Below are 17,243 nucleotides of genomic sequence, written 5' to 3' on the forward strand. Positions count from 1 at the left end.
CTGTTGATGTTGGTCTTGCTGCACACTCCTAGCTGTTCGAGATTCACCGGACGTGGACGCTGGAGGCGTCATGCCGCAGATCAGCTCTAGCAAGGTGAGCCGCTGGGACGGGCACGGGCGGGAGCACGTGGTCCGGGTGCAACGCACGGGAGTACAGCGCACGATCAGATGTGAGACGTGCGGCTGGCGCAAGGGGGCACAGTTCCTGCCCTGGCTGAAGGCCGAGGAGCATCTCGCCGAGGCACACCAGGCCACGGTGGACCCGACGGCGGTGCAGCCGGCCCGATGAGTTCCGGCCGCGCGGAGAGTCGTACCCGGTACGACGCCCCGCACCGGAAGGCCGGACATGACCAGCACCCTGTACGACACCCTGCGCAGGCACCTGGACGAGGGCTCGGTGCCCGGTGCCATGGGCCTGGTCGCCCGCGGTGACGACGTCGAGGTCGTGGCCGTCGGCTCCTTGGACGCCGACGGCTCCGCACCGATGGCCCGGGACTCGGTGTTCCGGATCGCGTCGATCACCAAGCCGGTCACGGCGGCGGCGGTGCTGATGCTGGTGGAGGACGGCCGGATCGGGCTCGACGACCCGGTGGACGCGTGGCTGCCGGAGCTGTCCGAGCCGATGGTGGTGCGGACCCCGGCCGGTCCCCTGGACGACCTGGTGCCGGCGGCCCGCCCGATCACGGTGGAGGATCTGCTCAGCTCGCGGGCCGGCTGGGGCTTCCCGTCCGACTTCTCGCTGCCCGCGGTGGGCGCCCTGTTCGAGGTCCAGAAGGACGGCCGGGCTCCGCAGGAGTACCCGGACCCGGACACCTGGGTGGCCGCGCTCGCCCGGGTGCCGCTGCTGTACCAGCCCGGCGAGGCGTGGCTGTACCAGACGTGCTCCGACCTCCAGGGCGTCCTGGTGGCGCGGGTGTCGGGGCGTACGCTCCCGGAGTTCCTCGCGGAGCGGGTCTTCGAGCCGCTCGGCATGACGGACACGGGGTTCGAGGTCCCGGCATCGAAGCGGCGCCGCTTCACCAGCTACTACCGCCCCGGTCCCGACGAGGGCACGCTGGAGCTTGCGGACACCCCGGACGGCGACTGGAGCCGGGTGCCGGCCTTCCCGTCGGGCGGCGGAGGCCTGGCCTCGACGGCCGACGACTATCTCGCCTTCGCCCGCATGCTTCTGAACGGCGGCGAGGGCAACGGCCACCGTCTGCTCTCCCCGACCTCGGTGAGCCGCATGACGACGAACCATCTCACCGCCGCCCAGCGCGAGTTGGGCGCCCTCTTCCTGGAGGGCCAGGGCTGGGGCTACGGCGGCCAGGTGGACGTCACCCCCGCCGAACCGTGGAACGTCCCCGGCCGCTACGGCTGGGTAGGCGGCACGGGCACCACGGCCCACATCGTCCCGCCCACCGGCACGATCACGATCCTGCTGACCCAGGTGGCCATGCGAAACCCGGTCCCACCCCCGCTGATGAGGGACTTCTGGAACTGCACGACGAGCGCGGCGAAGCGCTAGGCGCAGTCGGCGGGGAGGGTGCGGGGCGGGCCCGCCGCTCACTGCGGCCCACGCCAATGCCACTCCGTCGGCTGCGCGCCCGCCCCGGACACCTCGCACTTCACGCCGCTGGCCCGGGCGATGGTGGACCGGCAAGCGCCGACGCGGCGACGACCGGACCGGAGCGCGCTGCGTACGGCGCGCGAGCGCGCCTGCCGGACGTCACGCGGCATGCGGGACGTCGGACAGGCACTAGCCCCGCAGCCCCCGGACCAGCAGGTCCACCACCGCCGTGAACTCCTCGTCCGCTCCGGGGCGTTCCCACTCGCGTGCGTAGCCCGGGTCGTGGAAGCGGCCCGTCGCCTGGAAGACCGCGCGGGCGGTGACGTCCGGGTCGGGGGTGGTGAAGGTGCCGGTGGTGGTGCCGTCCTGGATGATGCGGGCCAGCTGGGCGGTCAGGTCGGCGATGTGGTCGGCGACCGCCGTGACGTTCTCCTCGGCGAGCACCGTGTACGTGCGGAACAGTTCGGGGTCGTCGCCCGCCTTGCGCCGCTTGGCCGCGAACAGGCCCGCCAGCCAGTCCCGCAGCCGGGACTCGGGGTCCCGGTCGGCGGTGACGATGCCGGACAGCGCCTCCGACGTGCGGTCCAGCCACCGCTTGGTCACGGCCTCCCGCAGCGCGGCCTTCGTACGGAAGTGCCGGTAGACGCTGCCGTGGCTGACGCCGAGCGCGCGGGCCACGTCCACCACGGTGGCCTTCGCCGGGCCGTGGCGGCGCAGCACCTCCTCGGTCGCCTCGAGGATGCGCTCGGCGGTCAGGGTCTCGGTGCTGGGTGCCATGGCCTAGACCGTACCCGGCGCCGGTTCCACTACTTGGTCCCGAGGTGTGCCATCTGCGCGGCCGGGTAGCGGTCGCCCGCCGCCGCGTCCGCCGGTACGGCCTCCTCGATCGCCCGCAGCTCGGCCGCGTCCAGCGTGACGTCCAGCGCGCCCAGCGACTCGTCGAGCCGCTCCCGGGTGCGGGCGCCGATCAGCGGCACGATGTCCGCGCCCCGGGACAGGACCCAGGCGATCGCGATCTGGGCCACGCTCACGCCCTTCTGCTCGGCGATCTTGCGCAGCGCCTCTACGAGGTCGAGGTTGTGCTGGAGGTTCTCGCCCTGGAAGCGGGGCGAGTGCGCCCGGAAGTCGGTCGCGGCGAGCTGCCGGTCGCGGGTGAAGTGGCCGGAGATCAGCCCCCGGGACAGGACGCCGTACGCGGTGATGCCGATGCCCAGTTCCCGGGTGGTCGGCAGGATCGACTCCTCGATGCCGCGGGAGATGAGCGAGTACTCGATCTGGAGGTCCGCGATCGGCGCGGTGGCGGCGGCCCGGCGGATCGTCGCGGCGTCGACCTCGCTGAGGCCGATGTGCCGGACGTAGCCCTTCTCGACCAGTTCCGCGATCGCGCCGACCGTCTCCTCGATCGGCACGTCCGGGTCGCGGCGGGCGATCCGGTAGACGTCGATGTGGTCGACGCCCAGGCGCTGGAGGGAGTACGCGGCGAAGTTCTTCACGGCCGCCGGCCGCCCGTCGTGGCCGGTCCAGTTGCCCTCCGGGTCGCGCAGCGCGCCGAACTTCACGCTGACCAGCGCCTGTTCGCGGCGGGCCGCGGGCGCGCCGCGCAGGGCCTCGCCGATCAGCATCTCGTTGTGGCCCATGGCGTAGAAGTCGCCGGTGTCGAGGAGGTTCACGCCGGCCTCCAGCGCGGCATGGATGGTGGCGATGGCCTCACCCCGGTCCGCCTCGCCGTACAGCGCGGACATGCCCATGCAGCCGAGACCGAGGGCGGAGACCTGGGGGCCGGTGGTTCCGAGGGTTCGGGTTTGCGTCGTCATGCATCCACCATGACATGACAGCTGACAGATTTCAATATCTGTCAGCTGTCATCTGCCATCTGTTATCTGTCAGCTGTCAGCTGTTAGGCGCCGCGCATCAACCGCTCCACGCCTGGCCATTTGGTCCAGACCTATTGACTGGAGGTCTGGACCACGCGCACTGTCATGTCTACGACACCTCACCGCACCCCCACCGGGAGGCTCCGTATGCTGCGCCGCACGCTGCGCCTGTTCGCCGCCGCGCTGACCACTGCCGTCCTTGTCCCCCTCTCGATTGCCGCCGCCCCCACCGCGTCCGCGGCCGACACCTGCGCGGTCAAGTCCCGCCCTGCCGGCAAGGTCCTCCAGGGCTACTGGGAGAACTGGGACGGCTCATCCAACGGCGTCCACCCGCCCTTCGGCTGGACCCCGATCACCGACTCCCGCATCGCCGCCCACGGCTACAACGTGATCAACGCGGCCTTCCCGGTCATCCGCTCCGACGGCACCGCGCTGTGGGAGGACGGCATGGACACCGGCGTGAAGGTGGCCACGCCCGCCGAGATGTGCGCGGCCAAGGCGTCCGGTCGGACGATCCTGCTGTCCATCGGCGGCGCGGCGGCGGGCATCGACCTCAGCTCGTCGGCAGTCGCGGACCGGTTCGTGGCGACGATCGTCCCGATCCTGAAGAAGTACAACTTCGACGGCATCGACATCGACATCGAGACGGGCCTGGTGGGCAGCGGCAGCATCGGCCAACTCTCCACGTCACAGGCCAATCTGATCCGCATCATCGACGGGGTGCTGTCCCGGATGCCGGCCGGCTTCGGCCTGACGATGGCCCCGGAGACGGCGTACGTCACCGGCGGGAGCATCACCTACGGCTCGATCTGGGGCGCGTACCTGCCCATCGTCAAGAAGTACGCGGACAACGGCCGCCTGTGGTGGCTCAACATGCAGTACTACAACGGCAGCATGTACGGCTGCTCCGGCGACTCGTACTCGGCGGGCACGGTGGCCGGCTTCACCGCGCAGACCGACTGCCTGAACAAGGGACTGGTCGTGCAGGGTACGACGATCAGGGTGCCGTACGACAAGCAGGTGCCCGGCCTACCCGCGCAACCGGGCGCGGGCGGCGGCTACATGTCCCCGAGCCTGGTCTCCCAGGCCTGGCGCCACTACGGCACCTCGCTCAAGGGCCTGATGACCTGGTCCCTCAACTGGGACGGCTCGAAGAACTGGACCTTCGGCGACAACGTCAAGGCACTGCAGGGCCGTTGAGCCCGACAAGCCTCATGAGTCCTATGTTTCCTATGCGCCCCATGCCTCTCAGCGGGCGGTGAGCGCGAGCTTCGCCCCCAGCGCCACGAACGACCCCGCGAAGCCCCGCCGCAGCCACGTCATCACCCTCGGCCGTGAGGTGACGTGGCTGCGCACGGAGGCGGCGAGGACGCCGTACGTGGCGAAGACGACGAACGTCGCCAGCATGAACACGCCGCTCAGCCCCAGCATCCGGACGACCGCGTGCGGCTCGTCGGGGCTGACGAACTGGGGCAGGAACGCGAAGAAGAAGATCGTCAGCTTGGGGTTGAGAAGGTTGACCAGAACGCCCCGGACGATCACCTGCGCCGACGAAACCGGGGCGGTGTCCCGCTCGACGGCGATCGCGTCCTTGTCCCGGACCGTGGCCCACGCCATGTGGAGCAGGTAGGCCACACCGGCGTACTTGAGGATCTGGAAGGCGGCGGCACTGGCGTTCAGCAGCGCGGCGACACCGGTGACGGTGGCGACGACGTGCGGCACGATCCCGAGCGTGCAGGCGAAGGCCGCGACGACGCTCGCGCGGCGGCCGCGGGAGAGCCCGGCGGCGAGGGTGTAGACGACGCCGGTGCCGGGGGTGGCCACGACGACGAGGGTGGTGAGGAGGAAGGCGAGGCTCATGGGGCCACCCTGAACGCGCGACGGCCCTCGATACAGGTCCAATGAGGCACCCGTATCAAGGGCCAATCAAGGGCCGATGCGCCGGTGGGCGGCAGGTCCCCGCCCCCGCGCTACGGCACTAGCAGCCGATCAGACGCCCGGCGAGGTAGCCCTCGATCTGGTCCAGCGACACGCGCTCCTGCTTCATCGAGTCACGCTCACGCACCGTCACGGCGTTGTCCTCAAGCGTGTCGAAGTCGACGGTGACGCAGTACGGCGTGCCGATCTCGTCCTGACGGCGGTAGCGGCGGCCGATGGCGCCCGCGTCGTCGAACTCGATGTTCCAGTGCTGGCGCAGCGCCTGGGCGAGCCCCTTGGCCTTCGGGGACAGCTCGGGGTTGCGGGACAGCGGGAGCACCGCGACCTTCACCGGGGCGAGACGGTGGTCGAGGCGCAGCACCGTGCGCTTCTCCATCTTGCCCTTGGCGTTGGGCGCCTCGTCCTCGACGTAGGCGTCGAGCAGGAAGGCGAGCATCGCGCGGCCGACGCCGGCCGCGGGCTCGATGACGTACGGCGTCCAGCGCTCCTGGGCCTCCTGGTCGAAGTAGGAGAGGTCCTGGCCGGAGGCCTTGGAGTGGGCGCCGAGGTCGTAGTCGGTGCGGTTGGCGACACCCTCCAGCTCGCCCCACTCGTTGCCGCCGAAGTTGAAGCGGTACTCGATGTCGGCGGTGCGCTTGGAGTAGTGGGAGAGCTTCTCCTGCGGGTGCTCGTACCAGCGCATGTTCTCTTCACGCAGGCCCAGGCCGGTGTACCAGTTCCAGCGCTGCTCCATCCAGTACTCCTGCCACTTCTCGTCCTCGCCCGGCTTGACGAAGAACTCCATCTCCATCTGCTCGAACTCGCGGGTGCGGAAGATGAAGTTGCCGGGCGTGATCTCGTTGCGGAAGGACTTGCCCATCTGGGCGATGCCGAACGGGGGCTTGCGGCGCGAGGTGGTCTGCACCTGGGCGAAGTTGGTGAAGATGCCCTGGGCGGTCTCGGGACGCAGGTAGGCGATGGAGCCGGAGTCCTGGGTCGGGCCGAGGTGGGTGGAGAGGAGGCCCGAGAACTGCTTGGGCTCGGTGAACTGGCCCTTGTTGCCGCAGTTCGGGCAGTTCACGTCCGCCAGGCCGTTCTCCGGGAGGCGGTTGTGCTTGGCCTCGTAGGCCTCCTCCAGGTGGTCCGCGCGGAACCGCTTGTGGCAGGAGGTGCACTCGGTCAGCGGGTCCGTGAAGGTGGCGACGTGGCCGGAGGCGACCCAGACCTCGGGAGCCAGGATGACGGACGAGTCGATACCGACCACGTCCTCGCGCGACGTCACCATGTAGCGCCACCACTGACGCTTCAGGTTCTCCTTGAGCTCGACACCCAGCGGCCCGTAGTCCCAGGCGGCGCGCTGACCGCCGTAGATCTCACTGCAGGGGAATACGAAGCCACGGCGCTTGCTCAGGCTGACGATGGTGTCGATCTTGTCGGCGGCCACGGTGCTCTCTTCATTACGACGACGGGCGACGAAGCGAGATGCTTCAGAGCGAATGCTTCAGGTTACCGGCGAGGGCTCCCCCTCGACCAAATCGGCCTCCCCTATGAACATTCCGCAGGGCTTGTTGACAACGGTTTCCATCTTCGTTGAAAATGACTGTCATGAACGTACGACGACGTCACATATCCGCGGCCGCGGCGATCGCGGTCACCGCCCTCGGGACCGGCACCCTGTCCGGCTGCTCCGGCGACAGCGTCGCGGCGGCGCAGACGGGCAAGTTCGACGTCGTCGCGTCGTTCTACCCGATGGCCTTCCTCGCCGAGCAGATCGGCAAGGGCCACGTCCACGTCACCAGTCTGACCTCTCCGGGCCAGGAACCGCACGACCTGGAGATCAGCCCCCGGCAGATCGCGCAGCTCGAAGAGTCCGACGCGGTGCTCTACCTCAAGAACCTCCAGCCCTCCGTCGACGACGCGGTGGCCCAGTCCGGGCTCAAGACCAAGATCGACGCTGGTTCGCTGACCACGCTGGAGGAGCACGGCAACGAGGTCGGCGGCCACGCGGCCGAGCACGACACCAGCGAGAACTCCGAGGAGTCCGGCAAGGACCCGCACATCTGGCTGGACCCGGTGAAGTACGCCGAGGTCGCCAAGGGGGTCGGCGCGGCCTTCGAGAAGGCGGACCCGGACCACGCGGCCGACTACCGGAAGAACACCGCGGCGCTGGTCAAGAAGCTCGACGAGCTGAACACACGGTTCGAGGACGGCCTGGCGAACACCAGGACCAAGGTCTTCCTCACCACCCACGCCGCCTTCGGCTACCTCGCCGAGCGCTACGGCCTGACCGAGGAGGCCATCAACGGCCTCGACCCGGAGTCGGAGCCCAGCGCCGCCCGCGTCAAGGACCTTGAGAAGATGGCGCGGGCCGACGGAGTCACGACCGTGTTCTACGAGACGCTCGTCAGCGACAAGACCGCGAAGACCGTCGCCCGGGACGCGGGCCTGAAGACCGACGTCCTCGACCCGATCGAGGGCATCACGGACAAGTCCCGGGGCACGGACTACTTCTCGGTCCAGGAGGCGAACCTCAAGGCGCTCCGGACGGCCCTGGGAGAGAAATGATCGTTACGGAGGACGACGCCATGGGCGAGCCCGTCATATCGATGCGCGACGTGCGGGCCGAGCTGGGCTCGCGCCCCGTCCTGCGCGGAATCGATCTCACCGTGAACCGCGGCGAGGTCGTCGCGCTGCTCGGCGCGAACGGCTCCGGCAAGTCGACCGCGATCCGCAGCCTCATCGGCCAGGTGCCGGTCAGCGGCGGCGAGATCGCGCTGTTCGGCACCCCGCGCCGCAGCTTTCGCGACTGGGCGCGCGTCGGATACGTGCCGCAGCGCACCACGGCCGCGGGCGGGGTCCCGGCGACGGTGACCGAGATCGTCTCCGCGGGCCGGCTGTCCCGCACCCGCTTCGGGCTGTTCCGCAAGGCCGACCACGAGGCCGTACGGCGGGCCCTGGAGCTGGTCGGCATGGCGGACCGGGCCAAGGACTCGGTGAACGCCCTGTCCGGCGGCCAGCACCAGCGTGTGCTGATCGCCCGCGCCCTGGTCGCCGAGCCCGAGCTGCTGATCATGGACGAGCCGATGGCGGGCGTCGACCTGGCCAGCCAGGAGGTGCTCGCACAGACCCTGCGCGAGCAGGTCGCGGCCGGTACGACGGTCCTGCTCGTCCTGCACGAACTGGGCCCCCTGGAGCCCCTGATCGACCGGGCCGTCGTCCTGCGCGACGGCTGCGTCCTGCACGACGGCCCGCCGCCGCGCGCGGTGGGCCAGCACGCGCTGCCCGGCCACGACCACGTACACCCGCACGCACCGGCGGGCACCGAACCGATCCGCACGGGACTGCTGAGCTGATGGACTTCCTGAACTACGCCTTCATGCAGCGGGCGCTGCTCGCCGCCGTCCTGGTCGGCATCACCGCCCCCGCCGTCGGCATCTATCTGGTCCAGCGCCGCCAGGCCCTGATGGGCGACGGCATCGGCCATGTCGCCATGACCGGCGTCGGCCTCGGCTTCCTCCTGTCCGCCTCCCCGGTGTGGATGGCCACGGCGGTCTCCGTCCTCGGCTCGGTACTGATGGAGCTGATCCGCTGGTACGGCAGGACACGCGGTGACATCGCCCTCGCGATGCTCTTCTACGGCGGCATGGCCGGCGGTGTGATGCTGATCAACCTGGCGCCGGGCGGCTCCAACGCGAACCTGATGTCGTACCTGTTCGGCTCCCTGTCCACGGTGTCGCAGTCCGACGTGACCGCGATCTGCGTACTGGCCGCCTTCGTGCTGTTGGTGACGCTCGGCCTGCGCCGGCAGCTGTTCGCGGTCAGCCAGGACGAGGAGTTCGCGCGGGTGACCGGACTGCCGGTGCGCGCCCTGAACCTGCTGACGGCGGTCACGGCGGCGGTGACGGTGACGGTCGCGATGCGGGTGGTCGGCCTGCTCCTGGTGTCCGCGCTGATGGTGGTCCCGGTGGCGGCGGCACAGCAGCTCAGCCGGAGCTTCACCGCCACGTTCGCGATCGCCGTCGCCATCGGGGTGACCGTGACGATCAGCGGCACGATCACCTCGTACTACCAGTACGTGCCGCCCGGCGCGACGATCGTTCTGCTGACCATCGCCGCGTTCCTCGTGCTGACCGCACTGGCCACTCCGCTGGCCCGGCGCCGGGCCCGTGCGGCCGCCGCGGGCCGCGCTGCCGGGGACCCCGCGGAGTGCTCGATTCCGGCCACACGCGGGGCCGCCGACGAGGTCGGAGTCTGACCGCGCGCATGCCGGACTGGCACAATGGCCGCCAGACGCAGACGCAAGGAGGCAACCGGTGACGACCGCTGGACCGCCCGTGAAGGGCCGTGCGACCCGCCAGCGGGCCGCCGTGGCGGCGGCCCTGGACGAGGTCGACGAGTTCCGCAGCGCGCAGGAGCTCCACGACATGCTCAAGCACAAGGGCGACTCGGTCGGCCTGACCACGGTCTACCGCACCCTCCAGTCGCTCGCCGACGCCGGTGAGGTCGACGTCCTGCGCACCTCCGACGGCGAGTCCGTCTACCGCCGCTGCTCCAGCGGCGAACACCACCACCACCTCGTCTGCCGCACCTGCGGCAAGGCGGTCGAGGTCGAGGGCCCGGCGGTCGAGAAATGGGCCGAGGCCATCGCCGCGGAGCACGGCTACGTCAACGTGGCCCACACGGTGGAGATCTTCGGCACCTGCGCGGAGTGCGCCGCGCGCTGAGCCGCTCGTCGTGCGGTCCGGGCTGACGTCGGCCTACACCTTCGGCAGGTGGTGGCCGATCAGTGTGCGCAGTCGGTCGATGTCCGCGGGATCGGCCGCACCCCGCTTGACCAGTACGTTGGCGCAGCGTCCGGCACGGTCCGGGCTGCGCAGCACGAACACCCGGTCGTTCTCGGCGTAGCTGCCGTAGTTGCGCCATGTCGTGCGCAGGTCCGCCTGCGCGCCGACCATCCGCAGACCCTCCTCGTCCACGGTCAACCGCAGGCGGCCCTGGTGGGCGTTCGCCTTCAGCAGCCGGTGGGCGGAGAGGTGCGGCAAGAAGTACAGGAGCACCGCGTACAGCGGGATGAAGAACGAGAAGACCTCCAGCCGGCCCGACCGTGCCTGCAGCAGGATCAGCGCCACGCCCAGCAGGGCGAACGCGAGGATGAAGGGCAGCCGGTAGACGAAGCCCGACTTCCGCTTGCGCAGGATGAGCCGGACCGCGTCCACCAGATCCGCGTGCTGCTGCTCGTACTCCAGCACGACCTCGGTCTTCTGTTGCTCGATCACGGCCCCTCCCCGGTCCTACGACGATGAGCCGTGATCGTAGCCGTCTCCTCCGACCTGCCGTCAGGCGCGGTCGAAGCAGTGTTCCAGTTCGTTCAGGTCGTAGAACGTGCTGCCCTTGGAGATCGGGTGGCAGGTGGCCTTGAAGGGGGTCTCCTTCTCGTTGTAGAGCATGCGCACCAGATAGCGGCCGTCCTTCTCGTACACGTCCCACTGGATGTTCGCGCCCAGCGGGGCGACCGACGCGCCCCGCCAGGGGTTGTCGGCGTAGGTGTACGGCTGCTGTGGTGTCGCCGGCTTCGTGCTGCCGGGCAGGCCCATCAGGGCCGCGAGCGGGATGATCTCCTCGGCGTGGGTGAAGCGGAGTTCGGCGCCGAGGGCACTGGTGCCGGCCCGCTTGGCCTCGACCTGTTTGAAGAGGTCGTCGAGCAGGACGCCGGCCATCTTGTAGGTGATGTCGCTGTCGGCGAAGCCGGGACCCTTCTCGTAGAAGTCCTCGGTGTCGCCGAGGTAGCCGAACCAGGCCGCGTCGCGGTGCGAGAGGTAGCGGTCCATGCCCCAGCCCTTGCCGCCGGGGCTCTCCTCGCGCATGGCGGGGGCGATGGCGTACAGGTCGTAGACGGCCCGGGCGGCGGTGACCCGGTCGGTGATCCGCTCGACGAAGGCGTCCTTGAAGATCCTGCGCAGGACGCTGCGGGCGGCCTCGTGCGTACGGGGCTGGTCGGTGATGCTCTTCAGCGTGCTCGCCAGGCGCTGGTCGTGGGCGATGTAGTCGCGGTACGCGGCGCCGCCCGCCGCCTTGTGGAAGTACAGCAGGTCCTTGTCGGTGCGGGTCGGCCCGATCAGCGGCTTCAGCGCCGGGTCGGTCTCGGCGAGGGCGCCGGTGTACAGGTCGGCGCTGTCGACGGCCCGGCCCTGCCCGGAACTGACGACGTCGATCCTCTCGCCGTCCCGCACGATCCGCGCGAACAGCCCGGGCAGCCGCTGCTGCATACGCCGCGCGGTCGACCGCATCTCCTGCTTGCCGCGTCCGCTGAGGTTGCCGTACCCCACCTTCGCCATCGCGTCGAGCAGCGTCCGCACCTTCGGGCCGAACTCCTCGCCCCTGCGGGTGAGTTGGCCCTCCGACTCGGCCTTGTCCCACAGGGCGAGGACGAGGTCCCCGGCCTCGCTGCCGGTGGCCGCGCGGGAGCCGTGCCGGGAGACGTTCTCCGTGAAGACAGGCGTGAATCCGGCGGGTGGCCGCTCGTAGCCGCGCGGGTCCTGCCCGGGGGCGTACGGCGCCTTGGTGCCGTAACTGTCGTAACTGTCGTGGTGCGCGGGCCGGTCCGCGGCCTGCGTGGGCAGCGCCGCGGCCAGCAGGGCGCACAGGGCGAGGGCGGGGCTGAGGCGTCTCATGGGCGGATCGTCGGCGATCCCCGTGAACCGCCGGTGGCTACGAAGTGGACTTGCCTTCCATCGCCAGCAGTTCCTCGTTGGGGATGGCCCCGCCGAACCGCCGGTCCCGGGAGGCGTATTCGATGCAGGCCCGCCACAGGTCACGCCGGTCGAAGTCGGGCCACAGCACGTCCTGGAAGACCATCTCGGCGTAGGCGCTCTGCCAGATCAGGTAGTTGGAGGTGCGCTGCTCGCCGCTCGGGCGCAGGAACATGTCCACGTCCGGCATGTCCGGGTAGTACATGTACTTCTGGAGGGTCTTCTCGTTCACCTTGGACGGGTCGAGACGGCCCGCCTTCACATCCGCGGCCAGCGCCTGCGCGGCGTCGGCGATCTCGGCGCGGCCGCCGTAGTTCATGCAGAAGTACAGGGTGAGCAGGTCGTTGCCCTTGGTCTGCTCCTGGGCCACCTGGAGCTCCTTGGCGACCGACTTCCACAGCTTGGGCATGCGGCCCACCCAGCGCACCCGGATGCCGAGTTCGTCGAGCTGGTCGCGGGTCTTGCGGATGAAGTCGCGGTTGAAGTTCATCAGGAAGCGCACCTCGTCGGGCGAGCGCTTCCAGTTCTCGGTGGAGAAGGCATAGAGGGAGATGTTGCGGACGCCGATCTCGATCGAGCCCTGGAGGACGTCCAGGACGCGCTCGGCGCCGACCTTGTGTCCTTCGGTGCGCGGCAGCCCGCGCTCCTTGGCCCAGCGGCCGTTCCCGTCCATGACGATCGCCACGTGGTTCGGGACGAGCTCGCCGGGGAGCTTCGGGGCGCGGGCGCCGGACGGGTGCGGCTCCGGCGCCCGGTACTCGCGGCGCTGGCGTCCCAGGATCCCGCGTACGACCATGTGCTTCTCGTCTCCCTCGTGCTGCTTCGCTTGCTTCTACTTCTCGACGTATCTGAGCGAGCGCAGTCCGCGCTCCAGATGCCAGTGCAGGTAGGCGGACACCAGCCCGCTGCCCTCCCGGACGTACCGCGGCTCGCACGCGTCCGCGGTCTCCCAGTCTCCCGTAAGGAGGGCGCCGAGGAGGACCAGGGTCTGCGGCGAGGGTACGACGCTGCCGGGCACCCGGCAGTCGGCGCAGACGCTGCCCCCGGAGGCGACCGAGAAGAAGCGGTTCGGTCCGGGCATTCCGCACTTCGCGCAGTCGCCGAAGCTGGGCGCGTAGCCGTTGACGGCGAGGGAGCGCAGCAGGAAGGCGTCGAGGACGAGGTGCGGGGCGTGCTCGCCGCGGGCGAGGGTGCGCAGCGCGCCGACGAGCAGCAGATACTGCTGCACGGCCGGCTCGCCCTCGTGGTCGGTGAACCGCTCGGCGGTCTCCAGCATGGCGGTTCCGGCGGTGTAGCGCGCGTAGTCGGTCACGATCCCGCCGCCGTACGGAGCGATGGTCTCGCTCTGGGTGCACAGCGGCAGCCCGCGTCCGACCAGCTCACTGCCCCGGGCGAAGAACTGCACGTCGACATGGGAGAACGGTTCGAGGCGGGCCCCGAACTTGGACTTGGTCCGCCGTACGCCCCGGGCGACGGCCCGCACGCGGCCGTGACCGCGGGTGAGCAGCGTGATGATGCGGTCCGCCTCGCCGAGCTTCTGGGTCCGCAGGACGATGCCGTCGTCCCGGAAAAGACTCATGCGTCCATTGTCGCGTACGCGGTCAGCGGGCGTGGTCGGGCTGATAAATGGCGTCCCAGGGAGCGAGGTTCCAGGGGCCGGCCCGGTTCACCGGGTCGAGCAGGGACCGCACGTGCGCCTCGGCGGTGGCCTGGGGTGCGGGAGAGCCGGCGTCCTGGGTGCTCCGCAGCCCGTCGCGCCACACCTTGCGCCCCAGCAGGTAGTGATCGGCGTACTCCTGCCAGGAGGCGTACGTCCGCGCCACCGACGGCACGATGCTCTTCAGCGCGGTCCAGGCCTCGTGCTCCGTGATCATCCCGCAGGCGAAGCCGCGGCGGGCGACGTCGACGTACAGGGCGGCGTCCCAGGCCAGCGGCGCCACGCCGGTGAGCTGCTGGGCGCGGACCCGGTAGCCGGTGCGCGCCAGTCCGGCGAGCCGGCCGACGAGCTTGTCGCGCGAGGTGATCTCCCACCGCTCGGCCAGCCAGCACCGGGCGCTGTCGTCGTCTATTCGCGTGAACGGGTACAGGGTGGTCCGGGAGGCGTCGCGGTCGTGGTTCACCGGCGCGCTCAGCGACACCATCCACAGCTGGTGCATCGTGAGCGGGACGGGGTACCGCCGCGTGGCCTTCGGTTTCCTCCACTCTCGCAGTCTCGTCAGCGCCATGAGCCCGCACCTTACGTCAAGGGGGCCTCGCCCCGGCCGCGCGCGTCGGCGTGGGCCGTGGCCGCGCTCAGCCGCTCGGCCGGGGTGGCCGGGCGGACGGCCTCCGGTCTGGCGTCCCACTCCAGCCCGCCGCCGTGGGGCCGCAACTGCACATACGGCCCCTCGTGACCCATCACGATGCCCAGTCTTCCGGTGTGGGTGTCGACGGCGTGGCAGCCGAGCGGGAGATTCATCACGTTCACGTTCACCTCGGTCCCCTCCCGCAACGACTTTCACGCTTCGCCTCCCTCCAGTGGCTCTGTGTCACTAGACTCCGCGCCCCGCGAAGCACACCTCGGTGCGAGCGCCGTCGGACCGCTCATTCCACCCCGCGTGACTCCTGGGCCGCGCGTGCCTCTATCCCGCGGAAGTGGACCGCCATCGCGTGCTGCGCGCCCTCGACGTCGCGGGCGCGCAGTGCGGTGACGATGTCGCGGTGGCGGCGCACGGTGACGTCGGGGGCGGGGTCGGCGGTCCATCCGCGGGCACCCGCCACCCGGCGGAACACCGTCCAGAAGGCGCCCAGGAGCTGTGGCACGAGCGCGTTGCCGAGCGAGGTGTAGAGCAACTCGTGGAACTCGCGGTCGAATTCGGCCAGGGAGTGCCCGGCGCGGCCGGCCGCCTCCATCCGGGTCACCACCGACTCCAGCCGGTCCAGCTCCGCCTCGGTCAGGGTGGCCGCGATCTGCCGGACCAGTCCCACCTCCAGCACCTCCCGGATCTGGAGGATCTCGGCCAGCGCGCTCTCGTCGTCGCCCTGCCGGGTCAGCGTGCGGAAGGTCAGACCGTCGGCCAACGGGGTGAGGGAGGCCTGGCCGACATAGGTGCCGTAGCCGTGCCGGATCTCGACGATGTCGAGGGCCTGGAGCGCCTTGAGTGCCTCGCGGACGGAGTTGCGGCTGACGCCGAGGGCCTCCATCAGCTCCGCCTCGGTGGGCAGCGGGGCACCCGACCGGAGCTTCCGGTCGAGGATCAGCTGCACGACCGCGCGCTGTATCCGGCTGTTCCTGGGTTCCCCGGCGGCCATGCGCCGCATGGTACGCGCACCGGACGTCCTACGTCCCATGTCTCGGGTCCACCTGCGCCAACTCCCGCCATTTCACTGTGCCATTGGTCCAACCTCTGACGGCTACGCCATTCGTGTGCGATCCCTTGACCGCCCCCACGGGCACTCCTATGGTCACGCTGACCGACAGGACGTAGGACGTCGTATCTCCTCTCAATCCACCAGACCCTCTTCGCTGGAGGAACCGTGCGCGACGACGTGACCCACGACGTGCCGGCACTGCATCGCCGGTCGTTCCTGAAGTACTCCGGCGCGCTGGGCGCCGCCGCCGCGCTGTCCTCCTCGCTGGCGGCCTGCTCGTCCGGGCCCCAGTCCACGAACGACACCGGCGGCTCGGGCGGCGGCAAGAACCGCACACTGACCGCGGTCATCGGCTACGGGAACGACGGCAGCTGGGACCCGACCCAGACGGCGTCCGCGTTCGCCATGGCCGGCAACAACCACATCTACGAAGGACTGCTCGACACCGACCCGATCTCCCGTGAGCCGTACGCGGCGCTGGCGACCCAGGTGCCCGCCGACCTCAAGGCCACCACCTGGCGGTTCACCCTGCGGGCGGGCGCCAGGTTCCACGACGGCAAGCCGGTCACCGCCGACGACGTCGTCTTCGTCTTCGACCGGATCCTCGACCCGAAGACACAGACCCTCGCCAAGGGGTTCTTCGCGAGCTGGCTGAAGGAAGTGCGGAAGGTCGACGCGCAGACCGTCGAGCTGGTGCTCAAGTTCCCGTTTCCGGAAGGAGTCTCCCGGCTCACCCTCGCCAAGATCATGCCCAAGCACGTCTACTCGCGGCCGGGTGCCTGGGACGACGCGATCAAGGGCAAGGCCATCGGCTCGGGGCCGTACCGGCAGACCGCGCACCATCCGAAGTCCAACACCACCTTCGAGGCGTTCGCCGACTACAACGGCCCGCGCAAGCCCGCCTTCAAGCGGATGAACTGGCTGACCATCGTGGACGCCGCGCCCCGGGTGGCGAAGATCTCCGGGGCCGGCGCGGGCGCGCAGATCGCCGACAACATCCCCTACGCCAACATCCCGCGACTGGAGAGCGGCGGGCTGTCGGTCGCGGGCGGGGCCGGGATGAACAACCTGTTCCTGATGTTCAACACCAGGCACAAGCCCTTCGACGACGTACGGGTCCGGCAGGCACTGCACTACGCCATCGACACCGGGAAGATGGTCGAGGTCGCCCTGAAGGGCCACGGAAAGCCGTCCTCGTCCTTCCTCAACGAGGGCAACCCCTCCTACCGGCGCGCCAAGACCGTCTACGACTACGACCCCGGCAAGGCCAAGGCGTTGCTGAAGGCGGCCGGGGTGAAGAACCTGAAGATCGAGATCCTGTCGGTGAACGTCAGCTGGATCGTCGACTGCCTGCCGACCATCAAGTCGTCCTGGGACGCGATCGGCGTCGAGACGACACTGTCGCCGCAGGAGACCACGGCCGTGTTCACGAAGATGGACCAGAAGCAGGACTACCAGGTCGTCGCCGCCGCCTCGAACCCCAACCAGTTCGGCCTCGACGCGGACCTGATCATGCATTACAACTACGGCCCGCAGAACCTCTGGATGGGCTACGCCCGCTGGGCCGACGACTCCGTCGCCAAGCAGCTCTTCAAGGACATGGACCGGGCCACCCAGGAGCCGGACGCCGAGAAGAAGAAGGCGATGATCCAGGACTACATCGACATCGTCGCCGAGCAGGCAGTGCTCTACCCGGTCGTGCACAACGAGCTGATGACCGCCTGGGACCCGAAGAAGCTGACGGGGATAAGGGCACAGCCGTACCCCGGGATCAACCTGCTCCAGGCCAAGTGGGTCTAGCGC

At 69.9% G+C, this 17,243-nt stretch carries 19 protein-coding genes; 8 read left to right on the forward strand and 11 right to left on the reverse strand.

Annotated features, from left to right (window positions below; translation table 11 throughout):
* Nucleotides 1-70: 70 nt before the first annotated feature.
* Together AB0I54_RS07830 and AB0I54_RS07835 are read left to right on the forward strand one after the other, a co-directional pair.
* Nucleotides 71-289 carry a hypothetical protein gene (locus AB0I54_RS07830; protein ID WP_263208510.1) on the forward strand — a complete coding sequence of 73 codons (219 nt, stop codon included), beginning with the start codon at nucleotides 71-73 and terminating at the stop codon, nucleotides 287-289.
* A 57-nt stretch (nucleotides 290-346) separates the two neighbouring features.
* Nucleotides 347-1,507 (forward strand): serine hydrolase domain-containing protein, encoded by a 1,161-nt coding sequence (locus AB0I54_RS07835; RefSeq protein WP_363295041.1) that lies wholly within the window; start codon nucleotides 347-349, stop codon nucleotides 1,505-1,507.
* 231 nt (nucleotides 1,508-1,738) lie between these two features.
* On the opposite strand, the gene AB0I54_RS07840 is transcribed toward AB0I54_RS07835, so the two are convergent.
* Nucleotides 1,739-2,326, reverse strand: a complete 588-nt coding sequence (locus AB0I54_RS07840; RefSeq protein WP_363295042.1) for a TetR family transcriptional regulator — start codon at nucleotides 2,324-2,326, stop codon at nucleotides 1,739-1,741.
* Nucleotides 2,327-2,355: 29 nt separating this feature from the next.
* On the reverse strand, nucleotides 2,356-3,363 hold the full coding sequence (locus AB0I54_RS07845) for an aldo/keto reductase (protein WP_363295043.1): 1,008 nt from the start codon (nucleotides 3,361-3,363) through the stop codon (nucleotides 2,356-2,358).
* Nucleotides 3,364-3,570: 207 nt separating this feature from the next.
* Between AB0I54_RS07845 and AB0I54_RS07850 the strand changes: the two genes are divergently transcribed.
* Nucleotides 3,571-4,623, forward strand: coding sequence for a chitinase (locus AB0I54_RS07850; protein WP_363295044.1), 1,053 nt, complete (start codon nucleotides 3,571-3,573; stop codon nucleotides 4,621-4,623).
* Nucleotides 4,624-4,671: 48 nt separating this feature from the next.
* Here AB0I54_RS07850 and AB0I54_RS07855 read toward each other — a convergent pair whose 3' ends face one another.
* Both AB0I54_RS07855 and AB0I54_RS07860 read right to left on the reverse strand, forming a co-directional pair.
* Entirely contained in the window at nucleotides 4,672-5,283 is a 612-nt protein-coding gene (locus tag AB0I54_RS07855) for a LysE family translocator (protein ID WP_363295045.1), read from the reverse strand.
* A gap of 118 nt (nucleotides 5,284-5,401) precedes the next feature.
* Complete coding sequence (locus AB0I54_RS07860; protein ID WP_363295046.1) at nucleotides 5,402-6,784, reverse strand: glycine--tRNA ligase; 1,383 nt, start codon at nucleotides 6,782-6,784, stop codon at nucleotides 5,402-5,404.
* A gap of 161 nt (nucleotides 6,785-6,945) precedes the next feature.
* Between AB0I54_RS07860 and AB0I54_RS07865 the strand changes: the two genes are divergently transcribed.
* Genes AB0I54_RS07865 through AB0I54_RS07880 form a run of 4 tightly spaced genes read left to right on the forward strand, consistent with a single transcriptional unit; the run spans nucleotide 6,946 to nucleotide 10,064 of the window.
* Nucleotides 6,946-7,905 carry a metal ABC transporter substrate-binding protein gene (locus AB0I54_RS07865; RefSeq protein WP_363295047.1) on the forward strand — a complete coding sequence of 320 codons (960 nt, stop codon included), beginning with the start codon at nucleotides 6,946-6,948 and terminating at the stop codon, nucleotides 7,903-7,905.
* Nucleotides 7,906-7,925: 20 nt separating this feature from the next.
* Nucleotides 7,926-8,693, forward strand: coding sequence for a metal ABC transporter ATP-binding protein (locus tag AB0I54_RS07870; RefSeq protein ID WP_363295493.1), 768 nt, complete (start codon nucleotides 7,926-7,928; stop codon nucleotides 8,691-8,693).
* On the forward strand, nucleotides 8,693-9,595 hold the full coding sequence (locus AB0I54_RS07875) for a metal ABC transporter permease (RefSeq protein WP_363295048.1): 903 nt from the start codon (nucleotides 8,693-8,695) through the stop codon (nucleotides 9,593-9,595). The genes AB0I54_RS07870 and AB0I54_RS07875 overlap by 1 nt, the downstream gene beginning before the upstream one ends.
* A 58-nt stretch (nucleotides 9,596-9,653) precedes the next feature.
* Nucleotides 9,654-10,064, forward strand: coding sequence for a transcriptional repressor (locus AB0I54_RS07880; protein WP_363295049.1), 411 nt, complete (start codon nucleotides 9,654-9,656; stop codon nucleotides 10,062-10,064).
* Nucleotides 10,065-10,097: 33 nt separating this feature from the next.
* On the opposite strand, the gene AB0I54_RS07885 is transcribed toward AB0I54_RS07880, so the two are convergent.
* The 7 genes from AB0I54_RS07885 to AB0I54_RS07915 all read right to left on the reverse strand — a co-directional run bounded on the left by AB0I54_RS07885 (nucleotide 10,098) and on the right by AB0I54_RS07915 (nucleotide 15,389).
* Nucleotides 10,098-10,616: a hypothetical protein gene (locus tag AB0I54_RS07885; protein WP_363295050.1), complete on the reverse strand. Its 519-nt coding sequence runs from the start codon at nucleotides 10,614-10,616 to the stop codon at nucleotides 10,098-10,100.
* 60 nt (nucleotides 10,617-10,676) lie between these two features.
* Entirely contained in the window at nucleotides 10,677-12,011 is a 1,335-nt protein-coding gene (locus AB0I54_RS07890) for a histidine-type phosphatase (protein WP_363295051.1), read from the reverse strand.
* A gap of 37 nt (nucleotides 12,012-12,048) precedes the next feature.
* Entirely contained in the window at nucleotides 12,049-12,885 is an 837-nt protein-coding gene (locus tag AB0I54_RS07895) for an isoprenyl transferase (RefSeq protein WP_363295052.1), read from the reverse strand.
* A 36-nt stretch (nucleotides 12,886-12,921) separates the two neighbouring features.
* Nucleotides 12,922-13,668 (reverse strand): DNA repair protein RecO, encoded by a 747-nt coding sequence (gene recO / locus AB0I54_RS07900; protein WP_030604856.1) that lies wholly within the window; start codon nucleotides 13,666-13,668, stop codon nucleotides 12,922-12,924.
* Between the two features lie 22 nt (nucleotides 13,669-13,690).
* A complete protein-coding gene (locus tag AB0I54_RS07905; protein ID WP_363295054.1) occupies nucleotides 13,691-14,314 on the reverse strand; it encodes a DUF1266 domain-containing protein in 624 nt (207 codons plus the stop codon).
* Nucleotides 14,315-14,325: 11 nt separating this feature from the next.
* Nucleotides 14,326-14,547, reverse strand: coding sequence for a hypothetical protein (locus tag AB0I54_RS07910; protein ID WP_363295494.1), 222 nt, complete (start codon nucleotides 14,545-14,547; stop codon nucleotides 14,326-14,328).
* Nucleotides 14,548-14,672: 125 nt separating this feature from the next.
* Nucleotides 14,673-15,389, reverse strand: a complete 717-nt coding sequence (locus AB0I54_RS07915) for a FadR/GntR family transcriptional regulator (protein ID WP_363295495.1) — start codon at nucleotides 15,387-15,389, stop codon at nucleotides 14,673-14,675.
* A gap of 216 nt (nucleotides 15,390-15,605) precedes the next feature.
* Between AB0I54_RS07915 and AB0I54_RS07920 the strand changes: the two genes are divergently transcribed.
* On the forward strand, nucleotides 15,606-17,240 hold the full coding sequence (locus AB0I54_RS07920) for an ABC transporter substrate-binding protein (RefSeq protein WP_363295055.1): 1,635 nt from the start codon (nucleotides 15,606-15,608) through the stop codon (nucleotides 17,238-17,240).
* Nucleotides 17,241-17,243: the final 3 nt, after the last annotated feature.

Origin of the sequence: Streptomyces sp. NPDC050625 (assembly GCF_040654755.1) — a bacterium.
GTDB lineage: Bacteria > Actinomycetota > Actinomycetes > Streptomycetales > Streptomycetaceae > Streptomyces.